Annotated in this window: 5 protein-coding genes and 1 pseudogene; all 6 read right to left on the bottom strand. The window is 69.0% G+C overall.

The genetic code is table 11. The features are described from left to right. Positions 1 to 14: 14 nt before the first annotated feature. Positions 15 to 938 carry a UDP-3-O-acyl N-acetylglycosamine deacetylase gene (locus tag NOV72_RS14150; protein ID WP_106855223.1) on the bottom strand — a complete coding sequence of 308 codons (924 nt, stop codon included), beginning with the start codon at positions 936 to 938 and terminating at the stop codon, positions 15 to 17. Further along, positions 935 to 8,509, bottom strand: a pseudogene (locus NOV72_RS14155) (SDR family NAD(P)-dependent oxidoreductase). The gene NOV72_RS14150 and the pseudogene NOV72_RS14155 overlap by 4 nt, the downstream one beginning before the upstream one ends. Further along, on the bottom strand, positions 8,502 to 10,052 hold the full coding sequence (locus tag NOV72_RS14160) for an LTA synthase family protein (RefSeq protein ID WP_106855224.1): 1,551 nt from the start codon (positions 10,050 to 10,052) through the stop codon (positions 8,502 to 8,504). Before NOV72_RS14160 ends, NOV72_RS14155 begins: the two are co-directional and overlap by 8 nt. After that, positions 10,049 to 10,837 carry an SDR family NAD(P)-dependent oxidoreductase gene (locus tag NOV72_RS14165; protein WP_106855225.1) on the bottom strand — a complete coding sequence of 263 codons (789 nt, stop codon included), beginning with the start codon at positions 10,835 to 10,837 and terminating at the stop codon, positions 10,049 to 10,051. The genes NOV72_RS14160 and NOV72_RS14165 overlap by 4 nt, the downstream gene beginning before the upstream one ends. Further along, complete coding sequence (locus NOV72_RS14170) at positions 10,830 to 12,041, bottom strand: capsule biosynthesis protein (protein ID WP_106855226.1); 1,212 nt, start codon at positions 12,039 to 12,041, stop codon at positions 10,830 to 10,832. The genes NOV72_RS14165 and NOV72_RS14170 overlap by 8 nt, the downstream gene beginning before the upstream one ends. A gap of 41 nt (positions 12,042 to 12,082) precedes the next feature. Beyond that, positions 12,083 to 13,135, bottom strand: coding sequence for a hypothetical protein (locus NOV72_RS14175; RefSeq protein ID WP_106855227.1), 1,053 nt, complete (start codon positions 13,133 to 13,135; stop codon positions 12,083 to 12,085). Between the last annotated feature and the right edge of the window lie 29 nt (positions 13,136 to 13,164).

Genomic DNA, 13,164 nt, shown 5'->3' on the forward strand with positions numbered 1-13,164 from the left:
TTCTCGCGCGGCGCTCAGGCCGCGCACTCCGCCCATTCCCACGCGCGGCGATCGGCCATCAGCGCGGAGACGAGGCGGTGATTCATCTCATGACTCGGGCGCAGCGCACTGACGCGGCCGAGGAGCGGCGCGCCGGCCATCGCCATATCGCCGACGAGATCCAGCACGCGATGACGCACGAACTCGTCCGGCAGCCGCATGCCGCCGATCACGCGATTGCCGACGATCGACGCCGTGCACGAAAGTCGCGCGCCGCGCAGAATCGGCGTGCGCTTCACGTAGCCCGCGAGCATCGCCGGCAGCGCCCACTTCACGCGGCCATACGAACGCGAAGGCGCGATTTCCCGCGCGAACACATCGGGCGTGAGTTCGCCGCTCCAGGTCATGTCGCCGAAGCCCTTCAGATCGTTGTGCACGATCACTTCGTAGCGTGCCGCCGGCTCGATACGCATCTCGCGCCGCGCGCCGCGCGCGCCGTCTTCCACCTTCACCGGCCCGAGCACGCGAATGAAGCGCTTCGGGCTGCCCAGCTCGATGCGTCCGCACGCGCGGATCGCGTCGATCCACGGCGTGGCGCTGCCATCGAGAATCGGCACTTCCTCCGCATCGAGTTCGACCACGGCATGATCGATCTCGCACATGACGAGCGCCGCCAGCACATGCTCGACAGTGCGCACGCCTGCTGCATCGCTGGCGCGCAGCATCGTGCACAGCGGTTGCGCGCGGCGCAGCGCCGGGTCCGCCGGAATATCGGCCGCGCCGCCTTCCAGATCGATACGGCGAAACACGATGCCGCGCGCATCCGCCGATCCCGGATCGCCGGTCGCGGGCAAGATGCGCACGCGCACGCGCCGCCCGGTATGCAGGCCGTGTCCCTGCATCTCGAGCGTGCGCGCGAGTGTTCCTTGCCGCGTGCTCCATCCGGCGAGCGGCGTCATTCCAGCAGCTCCGTGGCGTCGGAGACATCGGAGGGATCCGCCGGGGCTGCGTGCGCGTTGGCTTTCGCGTCGACGTTCCTGGCGCCGACATCGACCGCGTGCTTCTTCGCGAGGTAGCCGAGCGTCTCCTGCGTCGTGTCGGGCGCGGCCGCGGCATCGCCGAGGCTCGATTCGATCGATTCGAGAATGCGCGCGCCGAGCGAGCGCACCGTCGCGCCGTCGGCGATCGCCATGACGGACAGCTTCACGTCGAAAATCTCCTCGATCGCCATGCCGAGTTCCATGCCCATCAGCGAGTCCATGCCCATGTCGAGCACGGAGCTTTCCACCTGCACGCGCTCCGCCGACAGATGCAGAATGCGCGCGATCTGCACACGCAAGGTCTCTTCGACGAGCGCGGCGGCTTCATCCCGCGGCAGCGCGAGAATCTGCGCCCGCAAGGCCCGGCCGCCCTCGCCCACGGGTTCGGCCGCACCGCGCAGACGCATCGGCGCGTAACGGCGCGCGCCCGCCGCGGGCATGCCGCGCGCCAGAGCCTGCCAGTCGAGCCGCACGACCGCGCTGCCCGCGCTGCCTTCGCGCAAGGTCTCGCCGAGCATCGCGAGCGCCTCGTCCGATGAAATCGCCGCGCCGCCGATACGCGATTGCAGTGCTTCGCGCGTCCTGTCGTTGCGCGCGAGAAAGCCCACGTCGACGAGCGGCCCCCACGCCATGGCGACGCCCGGCAAGCCCGCCGCGCGCCGCCACTGCACGAGTGCTTCGAGATACGTGTTCGCGGCGACATAGCTGGACTGGCCAGGGTTGCCGAGCGCGGTCGTCGCCGACGAATAGACGATGAAGTAATCGAGAGCGTGATGGATCGTCTCTTTGTGCAGGTTCCATGCGCCCGCCAGCTTGGGCGCGAGCACGGCGGCGAAGCGTTCGTCGTCGAGATTGCGCAGCAGGCCGTCGTCGATATGCATGGCCGAATGCAGCACGCCGCGCAACGGCACGCCGCGCGCGTCGATCTGCGCCACCAGCGCGCGCAGCGCGGCGGCGTCGGTCGTGTCGCACGACGCGACATGCACGTGCGCGCCGAACGCGTCGCGCCATTGGCCGGCCTCCTCGCGCATGGCTTCGTCGAGCGCGCCGCGACGGCTCGCCAGCGTGAGATGCCGCACGCCATGCGCGACCAGCCAGCGCGCGGTCGCGAAGCCGAGTCCGCCCGTGCCGCCGATGAGGAGCCAGGCGGCGTCGGCATCGAAACGAAGCGGCGCATCGGGTTCGTGCGAACGCGCGGGCGCGGGCACGCCCGCCGGATAGTTCACGAGCACCTTGCCGATCTGGCGCGCCTGCTGCATGTAGCGGAACGCATCTTCGGCGCGCGCGGCCGGGAACGTCCGGTACGGCAGCGGATGGAGCGAGCCGTCGCCGAACAGCGCGAGCATTTCGTCGAAGAGACGCCGCGCGAGATCCGGCATGACCTTCATCAACTGATCTGCGTCGATGCCGAAGTAGCTGATGTTGTTGCGGAACGGACGCAGCCCGATCTTGCTGTTTTCGTAGAAATCGCGCTTGCCGAGTTCGAGGAAGCGCCCGAACGGACGCAGCGTGTCGATGCCGCGCACCATCGCTTCGCCGGCGAGCGAGTTCAGCACGACATCGACGCCCGCTTTGCCGGTCAGTGCCAGCACGTCGTCGGCGAAGGCCAGGCTGCGCGAATCCAGCACGTGATCCGCACCGAGCAGACGCACGAACTCGCGCTTTTCGCGGCTGCCCGCGGTCGCGAACACTTCGGCGCCGAGATGGCGCGCGAGCTGGATCGCCGCAGTGCCGACGCCGCCCGCGCCGCCGTGGATCAGCACGCGCTCGCCCCGGCGCACGCGCGCGAGTTCGACCAGCGCGTAAAACACGGTGAAGAACGCGGTCGGAATGGTCGCGGCTTCCTCGAACGTGAGGGCGGCCGGCTTGTGGCCGATAGCCGTGCTCGTCGTGCGCACGCGCGTGGCGAACGACGCGGGCGCGAAACCGAGCACGGCGTCGCCCGGAGCGAACGCGGTGACGTCGCGGCCCACGCGCACGATGCGGCCCGACAGTTCCATGCCGATGCTCGCGCCCGCGAAACCCGCCTCGACGGCTTCGTCCGAGAGCAGGCCCATCACGTACATCACGTCGCGGAAGTTGAGGCCGGTGGCGACCGGTTCGATCTCGACTTCGTCGGCGGCGAGCGCGGCGTCGGCGAGCGCGAGCCATTGCAGATTGCGCAGCGAGCCGGGATGCCCGAAGCCCAGCGCCGCGGGCATCTCATCCGCCGCATCGAGTCGCGCGTGGTCGTCGGCATCGAGCATGCGGGGCACGTAACGGCCGAGCGGGCCCAGCACGACTTCCTCTTCGCCATCGTGATCGAGGAGTTCGCCAGCGAGCAGCGCGTCCGCGTCACGGCATTCGGGCGATACGTCCACCAGACGGCAGCCGAGTTCCGGATGCTCGTTGGCGAGCACGCGGCACAGTCCCCACAGCGTGGCCTGTTCCGGACGCAGCGCGGCGGCGTGGATGCCGGGCACCGCGAAGGGCGCGCCGCCGCGCGTCACGACCGTCAGTTGCGCGGGCCCGCGATGCGCGGCCAGGTCGCGCACGAGCCGCGCCAGCGCAATCGACGTGTGCTCCTGCGCGGCGAGCGCGGCCTTGCCATCGACGGACGGCCCCGCTTCCGGCGCGACGTACACGATGCGCAAGGGCGCCGCATCCGGCGTCGCGGACAACACGTCGCGCACGGCGGACAAGGCCAGCGCCTCCACACGGGCGCCGGCAGCATGCAGCGCCGCGCGCAGTGCGTTGACGGAGCCGGTGCAGGCGTCGGCATATGCGATCAGCCACGTCGGCGCGGATGCATCGACGGGCGCGGCCTGCGACGACACATGCGCCTGCCGCCCGGCACGCGCGAGCATCAGCGTGGGCATGCCTTCGAGATCGAGTTGCCGTTCCCGCACATGCACGACCTGCTCGAAACCCGCCTGCTCCAGCAGCGCGCTCACCTCGCCCGGCGCGAGGCGCGCGGGCGCGTCGTCGGTGCGCTGCGCCAGCACGATATCGGCGAAGCGGCTCGCGCGCGTTTCGCCGACGAGCACGAGCGCATCGGGCGCGAGCCGCTCGCGCAGCGTCTTCAGCACGTGCGGCGCGTCGCGGCGCGTCGAGAGGAAGCGGTCGAGAATCAGGACATCGAACGGCGCTTCGTCATCGGGCAGAACGAAGCCGTTCGCATCGTCGACGGTGAGCATGCGCGCGCCCGACGCCGCTTGCGCCGCGAGCGCGGCCTGCTGCGCGGCGCTGCACGCGAGCGCGTGATCGCAGCGCGCGGGCGTCGGCATCGACGGCAGCGGGCGAGAAACCTCGATATCCAGACGGCCGATTTCCAGCACGCGCAAACGGCGCGGCTCGCGCCACGCGGACGACGCCTGCGCCACGCACCCGGCGATGAGCGCGCGCGCATGTCCCCACGTCGGCGACGACTCGAACAGATGTTCGATCAGGCTTTCGCTGGTCGGCGTCATCAGCGCGCGGGCGTCGATTTCGCCCTTGAGCAACGCGGGCAGCGCGGCGCCGTAATCGCCCAGCAGCGCCAGCTCGGCCACGTGCGCGGGCGACTGCGCGAGCAGGCTCGACCAGAGTTCTTGCGTCGAGGGCAGCGCCGCGCAGGCGTTCGCGTCACGCACGAGACGAACGCCTTCGCGCGTCGCCAGCCCGTCTTCGATGAGCATCGCGGCCAGCCGCTCGACGAGCGCCGGCTGCGCGCATTCGGGCGGGAACGGCGCATCGAACGCGCCGATCGCGTCCAGCGCGTGCAACGCATGGCAGCTCGCGAGCACGTCCAGCAGCGGCAGAATCTCGGTCAGATGCATCGCGCGACGGTCGTCGCCGGCACGCGCCGCAAGCTGCACCGTGGCGGATTCGACGAGCGCCGCCGGTGCCGGAATCGACGATGCATCGAATGCGCCGCGCATCGGCCGCTGTTCGAGACGAAAGACATAGCGCGGCGCAGCCGCCTTCCGCCGCCCCGCCAGATCGACGCGGCGGAAGCGGCAAGCGGACAGACGCGCGGCAATGCCGCCGTTCGCGCCGATGAACTCGAACGTCGCCACCACCGAATGCGGGCTGAAGCGCTCGACCGTCACGAGCACGCGCGCGATGTCGCCGCTCACGAAGTCCGCGCGGCCGATCTGCACCGGCACATAAGCGGCGCGCGCGGCGCCGGCCTCGCGCGCGAGCAGCGCGAAGAGCGGATGAAAACCGCTGTCGGTCAGCGCCGGATGCAACAGATAGTGCGCGAGCGCGTCCGCGTTCAACGCGTCCGGCCGGGCGAGTTCGGCGAGCGCCATGCGTTCGGCGATGCGCACCTCGCGCACCCAGCGAAACGCCGGTCCGTACGAAAGACCGATCGCTTCCGCGTTCGCATACAGCAGCGCGCCGGGCTGCGCCGGTTGCCGCAGCAGCGCGTCGAAGGCACCCGTCGGCGCGCGGCGTTCGGGCGTGAGCGTCGTGCCGCTCGCGAGCAGCCGGCCGGTCACGTTGAGCGACCACGCCTCGGCGCTCAGCCGGTCGCGCGTTTCGATCGTGAACGCGCCCGTGCGGCTATCGACGATCAGTCGGAAGGTCTTCGACTGCGCGCCATGAAAAACGACCGGCAGACCGATCTCGAAGTTTTCGAGCGCGCAAGACGGCGTGCCGAAGAACGCGCGGCCCGCCGCCAGCGCCATCTCCAGGAAGCCCGCGCCCGGGAACGTCACGCCGCCATCGACGACGTGATCCGCGAGATACGCAATGCGCGCCGGATCGATCTGGTTCTCCCACGCGAACGCGTGCTCGCTCAGCCGGTATCCGAGCAGCGGATGCTCGCGGCGGCGATCGACGAGCCCGTAGCCCTCGGCCGTAGGCGCACTCCAGTGGCGCTCGCGCTGCCACGGATACGCGGGCAGACTCACATCGCGAACCAGCGCGCCGCGCGGCACGAAGCGCTCGCGTGCCATGCGCGCGCCGTGCGCGACCGCCGAAAACGCCGCGTGGGCGAGCATCGCGGCGGTATCGTGGTGACGCTCGAGCGTGGGCAGCGCGACGCCCGCGACGTTCAACGCCGCCAGCGACGCCTTGATATAGCGGCGCAGAATCGAATGCGGCCCGACTTCGATGAACACGCGCACGCCCTCATCCGCGATGCAGGCGATGGCCTCGCGAAAACGCACCGGCTGGCGGATATTGCGCCACCAGTAGGCGGCGTCGAGCGCGTGGCCGTCGAGCGCGCCGCCCGTCACGGTCGAGACGAACAGGCCGTGTCCGGATGCGGGATGAAGGTCCGCGAGCGAATCGCGGATTATCGGCTCGATCGGGTCCATGTGCCTGCTGTGGAACGCGTAGTCGAGATCGAGCATGCGCACGAAGCGGCCGCTTTGCTCGAGCGTCGCGGCAAGCGCCGTGAGGCCCGCGAACGACCCGGCGAGCGTCACCGCGTCCGGGCTGTTGACGCTCGCGATTTCGACCTCGTCCCGCAAGCCGAGCTGCGCGATCAGTTCGTGCGCCGCGCCCTCGCCGATGCCCGCCGCGCACATGCGGCCGCTGCCGCGCGTGAGCGCCTGGGCGCGGCTGCGGATCTTGATGACCTTCACGGCATCCGCCAGCGGCAACGCGCCCGCGGCCCACGCCGCCGCCACTTCGCCGACGCTGTGACCGGTGCACGCGTGATATTCGATGCCCCGCGCGACGAGCGCCTTCACCACGCCGACCTGCATCGCGAAAAGGAGCGGCTGCGCGTGCTCGGTCGCGGCGATCGTCGGTGCATCGACGCCGGCTTCGAGCATCGCAAGCAGCGATGCGCTGCCGTCCGCCGTCCAGAGCGCGTCCACCTCGGCGATGGCCGCGCGAAACGCGGCGCTCTCTTCGAGCAGGCGTTTGCCCATGCCGGCCCATTGCGAACCGTTGCCCGAAAACACGAGCGCGGCGCGCGCTTCGTCCGCGACGGCCTGCCCGGTCGCGACGGCCGGCGGCAACGTCGTTAAATCGGGCGATGCGAGCGCGTGCAGCGCTTCGCGTGCTTCGTCGAGCGACGCGGGCGCGATGACCGCGCGCTCTTCGAGCCATTGCCGCCGATGCGCCGCCGCAGCGGCCAGCGCGTTCCACGCGGCGCCCGCTTCCAGGCGCGCGAGATATCCTCCGGCGAGCGCCGCGAGCGCATCGCGCGAGCGCGCCGAGATCAGGAGCGGATAGAGCGCGTCGTCATCGGGCGATTCGAGCGGTGCGTCATCCGCGATGGCCGGGCGGCTCGTCAGCACGACGTGCGCATTCGTGCCGCCGAAGCCGAACGAGCTGACGCCGACGACGAGCGGCTCATCGCCATGACCGAGCGGCGTGAACTGCTCCACGACGCGCAGCCGTCCGCCTTCGAAATCGATATTCGGATTCGGCGTTTCGAAGTGCAGCGAACGCGGCGCGGCCCGATGCCGGAGGCACAGAATCGCCTTGAACAGGCCCGCCATGCCCGACGCCGTTTCGAGGTGACCGATATTCGTCTTGGCCGAACCGATCAGCAGCGGCCGCTTCGCATCGCGCCCCGCGCTCGCGACTTCGATCAGCGTGCGCGTCTCGATCGGATCGCCGACCGCCGTGCCGGTGCCGTGCGCTTCCATGTAATCGACGTCGTGCGGATCGACGCCCGCGCGCGCTTACACCGTGCGCAAGAGGTCCGCTTGCGCCGCCGCGCCCGGCACGCTGATGCCGCCTTGCGAGAAGCCGTCCGAGTTCACGCCCGTGCCCGCGATGACGGCGTGGATCGTGTCGCCATCGGCGAGCGCCCGAGCGAGCGTCTTGAGCACGACGACCGCGCCGCCTTCGGCGCGCACGTAGCCGTCGGCGGTGGCGTCGAAGGCACGGCAGCGGCCGCGCGGCGACAGCATCGACGCTTTCGAGAACGCCACGAAGCCGAACGGATGCAGCAGCAGATTGACGCCGCCCGCGATCGCGGTGTCGGCCTCGCCCGATTCGAGCGCGCGCACCGCCTGATGCAACGCGACGAGCGACGACGAGCACGCCGTGTCGATCGACATGCTCGGCCCGCGTAAATCGAACCAATACGAGAGCCGGTTCGACGCGATGCTGAGCGTGTTGCCCGTCGCCGAATACGGATCGATCGCGCTGAGATCGTCCATCGAGCGATTGCCGTAGTCGGGGCTCGCGACGCCCACATACACGCCGCAGCGCGTGCCGCGCTGCGCGCGCGGCGGCATGCCGGCGTCCTCGAACGCTTCCCACGCGAGCTCCAGCAAGAGACGCTGCTGCGGGTCCATCTGCGCGGCTTCGCGCGGCGAGATGCCGAAGAAGTTCGCGTCGAAGCCGGCGACGTCGTCGAGCACGCCCGCGGCGAACGTATAGCTTCTGCCCGGCTCGCGCTTGTTCGGATGCCGATAGAAATCCGTGCCGAAACGCCCGGCCGGAATCTCGGTGACGGCGTCCGTTTCGTTACGCAGCAGTTCCCAGAATTCGTCGGGGTTCGTCACGCCGCCGGGAAAACGGCAAGCCATTCCAACGATCGCAATCTTTTCATTCATGTTCTTGTACTTCCTCAGCCGGCGCTTTGCGCGTCGTTCGTTCTCTGGCGTGCCCGCCGCTCATCGCATCGATCACGGCCAGGCCCAATTCGTCGGCGCGCAGATGCTTCGTTGCGCCGGATCGCGTGCCGAAATTTCTCCAGACAAGGAACCGGCTCGTGCCGGGCTCGCAGCCGACGAGCCGATAGACGCGCGGCATCGCGGGCACGTGATCGCCGTAGAAGCACACGACCGTCTCACGCTTGCGCGCGCGCAGATACCCGAGCAGGCGGCCGAGCATCGCGTCGGCGTGAACCAGATGGCGCAGATAGGCCGTCAGCGCGCGTGCATCGCTTTCGTCGCCGAGTCCGTGGAATGCCGCGCTTTCGCCGGGCGTCACGCGCTCCAGATGCAGCGGGCCGTGGTTTTCCATGGTCACGGCGAAGATGAATGCGGGCGCGCCGTGATCGTCGAGCGCGCCGATGATCGCGTCGGTCACGGCTTCATCGGATACATAGGCGCCTGCGCGCCGCGCATGCGCGAACGCCTCGATATCCATGAAGCGATCGAAGCCCAGATGACGATACGCGCGATCGCGCCCGAAAAAGTCCGCGTGATACGGATGAATCGCGAGCGTCCGATACCCCGAGCGCGCGAACCACGACACCAGCGAGGCGCTCGCGCGCCGCAGAAACGCATACGGATAGAAGCGCGCATAGCCGAGACGCGTCTGATCCAGACCGCTCAGCACGGCGAACTCCGAGCGCATGGTGTTCGCGCCCCACGCGGGCACGTCGAGCTCGCCGTGCAGCGCGGCTTCCTCGCATGCGCGGTCGAAATGCGCGAGCAAGGTCGTGCGAATCGACGGATGGAGCACGCGCGCGTCGAAGAACGACTCGCTCTGGATGACGATCACATCGGGATGCGTTTGCGTCGTGCGCGCCGCGGCGAACGGACCGGCCGCGAGCGCGCGTTGCAGCGCGCGAACGGTCGCCGGACGCAGACCGTTCACGAGATAAGCGACGAACACCACGAGAAAACCGTGGCGCCGCTGATCTTCCACCGGCGACAAGGAAAGCGGCAGGCGCGCGCCGAGCAGGCAGCACGAAATCAGGCACAGGCAGGCGAGCAGCAGCGCGCTTGCAATGGGACGCGGCGCGAGCGGCGCCTCGGCGAGCCAGGCGGCGGCGAACGACACGGCGCCCAGCGCGAGCGCGACGATCTTGCCCGGCGTGAGAAACGGCAGATAAAGGCGCGGGTGCGCGAACAACTGGCTGAAGAGGCTCAGATCGGTGAAAAGGAACGGCTCGCGCAGCGACTCGTATTTGGCATTGCTGATGACGGCGAGCGCGCCGGCCAGCAGCACGGTCACGCCCATCGAGAAGAACAGGCGACCCGATGCGGCCAGCATGCAAAAGCAGACGAACGCACACACCGATACATGCAGCGCGAACGCGCACCCGCTGCGCCGCAACGATGCGCGCGGCTTCGCGATCGCATCGGGGATCAGCGCGCCGGCCGACGCGGCGAGCGCGGCCAGCATCGCGGCCGTCGCGCCGCTCATTCGCGCGCCTCGCGCGGCATCAGCGACAAGCGTTGCAGGATCACGTCGGCCAGTGCATGCGGTAAAAGCGCGAGGAAGCGCATGCCGAGCGAGAGGCCCGCCGGAAACGCGATCTCGGAGCGTCGCGCCGACAGCTTGCGGCGGATGTATCGCGCGGCCTTCTGCGATGACCAGATGAAGGGTTTGTCGCCGGGAAAGACATCGCTCATCGCGGTCTGGACGAAGCCCGGCAACACGACCGTGAGCTTGACGCCAGCGCGCGCGAGCAGCGGGCGCACGGAGTCGCCGTACGCCTTGAGCGCGGCCTTGCTTGCACAGTAGGCAGGCGAGATCGCCATGCCGCGCAGGGCCGCGAGCGAACTGACGAGCGCGATGTGTCCGCGGCCGCGTTCGCGCATGCGCTCGGCGACGGGCAGCACGGCATGCAGCGCGCCGTAGAAGTTGGTGTCGACGACCGTGCCCGTGCGCACGAGATCTTCCCAGTCGCTCGACGAAGCGACCGTGCTCGCCACGCCCGCATTCGCGATCAGCAGATCGATGGGATGCGCGGCATCGAAGCCGGTGAGCCATGCATTCATGGCGTGCGCATCGCGCACGTCCAGCGCGCCCGTGAGCACCTGCGCGCCGCGCGCGCGGCATCGGCGGGCGCAGGCTGCGAGGCGCGCGCGGTCGCGTCCGATGAGCCCGAGGACGACATCCGGCGCGGCGTATTCGTGCGCCAGGGCCGCGCCCAGACCCGCGCTCGCCCCGGTCACGACGATCACGCGATACGCCGCGCTAGCCATGCTCGCGCGCCTCCAGGCGCTCGACTGCGCCGGCCGTCGCCATCGCGATTCCGGTTTTGATGTAGAAGTCGCCGTTGATCTGGGTGTGGTGCACGACGTAATCGAGAAACGCCTCGTAAAGCGTGACGTCGGGCGCCTCGCCGTGCAGCCAGAAGGCATCGAGATCGCCTTGCCACGTCAGGCCGGGCATCGAATAGACGGCGGTGCCGAGCGCAATGAGCGGACGGCGGTGATGCAGCGCGGACATGCCCACCGTGCTGTTGACGACGACGACGCCGCGCGCGTGCCCGAGCAGCGTCGGCAGATGGCCGCCGTCGATGAAACGCACGCGCTCCGCGATCCCGAGCGTACGCGCGAGATTCATCGTGAACTGCCGGTGATCGGTGAGTCCGGTGTCCAGCGGATGATTTTTCAGCGCGATCAGCGAGCGGGCCGGGGCGTTATCCGCGAACGAAGTCAGCACTTTCCGGATGGTCTCGTGCACGCCGTCGAACGGCGAGTGCACGACGATCTGCGAGTCGGCGTCCAGTTGCAGCGGGAAAAAGTAATAGCCGTCCGCGCAGGTCCGCAATTCGGCGGTCACGGCTCGGGCTTCGCTGTCGAAGCGCCGCTGGGCGAGCACCCGCGAAGCCAGCCCCGCGTACTCCGCGAAACCGTTCCTCGGCCGATGCGTGCGGTAGTGCGGAAAGCGCCACTTGAAGGCGGTGTTCGCCGCCCGGTAACGGATGTCGTGAAGCGCCCGCTCGGCGACGTTATAGCCGGTCGGCGCGGCGGCCGCCACGCGCGGCGTGCTCGCGCGCCGGTCGAGATACCACGACGGATCGCATGGCAAGGTGGAGCGGGCATTCACGCCGACGCGCTCGAGCGTCAGCCAGAAAGGCCGAACGTAACCTTCCTCGAACACGTTCGCGGTCACGCCATGCGTGCGGCACAACGGATGCACATGCCGGTGAATCTCGCGGCAATCGCCGAACAGGATGACGTCGCTGAAGCCGCCTTCGCTCAATACGTCGCGATACCACGCCGGCAACGCCTCGGGCGTGCCCGTGTAGTTCCATGACGGCGTATCGCCCGCATAGAGCAGATCGCCGCCGCAGAAGTTGACGCGTTGCACGGCATGGCCGCGTGCCTGCAGCGCCGCCCCGAGCCGACGGAAAAACGGCGATGCCGTGCCCTGGAGAATCAAGAATGAACGACGCGTCATTGCGTTTGACCAAAGAGATTTTTCGACGGAAAGAAGCCTGCTCAGCGCGGCGCGCGAAACATCGGAACAGCGGACGCACCGCGTGACAGCCGGCCGATCCAGAAGTCCTCGGGCGCGCCTGCGTCCGCCGCCGCTGGCTGAACGTTGGTCCATTCACGGCAATCGACCATGAACCACTCTCCGTGCCCGGAGGGCGGACCGTCCCGCGCGTCGCAACGCCCGGATTGCGCGACGCGCCGTGCGCGGTCGCGATAGGCCGGCGTCTTGTCGCTCGTCCGCGAGACGTTCTGCCAGCGCTCCCAGCGTGTCCAGCCGAGTTCGCGCGTGAAGTACATGCGCTCCATCGAGCCCGCATCGTCATTCGGGCCGGAAAAGTGATCGGTGACGATGGTGCGCAACGGCTCGGTGAGGTTGTGATCGAGATCGCGCCTGAAGCGGATCGTTTTCATCGCCCATCGCGTGTAGGCGGCGTCCAGATGCGCCGGGCACGACGCACCGTCGAGCGACTGGCGCAGATGCGCGACGGCCGAGCCCGAACCCCTCTCGAACACCGATTGATCGAACAGCAGCCAACTGTCGTCGAGCGAACGAAGCTCAGGCGACGGCGCGCACGAAGGTCCGTAAAAGTACTTGAGACCTTTGCTGTCCTCCGTCAGCACGACGGAAGCGCGATCTTGCGTGAGCGCGACGAGCTGGCCGCCGTCGCCCGGTACGAATTGCCCGAACGTGCGCGGCGGCGTGCCGAAATCGAAGTCGCTCGCGATCATCGTCCGGTCGCCGAAACGAACCGGAAAGGAATTCGATCGCTGCAATCCGGAGGGTTGCGTCGCCCGGCTGGCGTCGTTCGGCCAGTCGGCCCGCACATAGGACAGCGGCTCGCCCGCGTGCAGATCGCGACGGCGCGCGCAGCGCTCGCCGCCAGAAATCGGGCTCACGTCTTTGAGCACTTTTCCGCTTGCGTCGATACACACATCCTGGACGAGATAATCGCTCGCCGCGGCGGCGAACGTTCGATCGGCGTCCGCCGCATGTCCCGTCACGGCACATGCCGATGCCGCGACGAACATGACCCAGGACTTCAACGACAGCTTCATGTGACGATCCTCGACGGTTTTAGGGCACA

The organism is Caballeronia novacaledonica (assembly GCF_900258035.1).
Lineage (GTDB): Bacteria > Pseudomonadota > Gammaproteobacteria > Burkholderiales > Burkholderiaceae > Caballeronia > Caballeronia novacaledonica.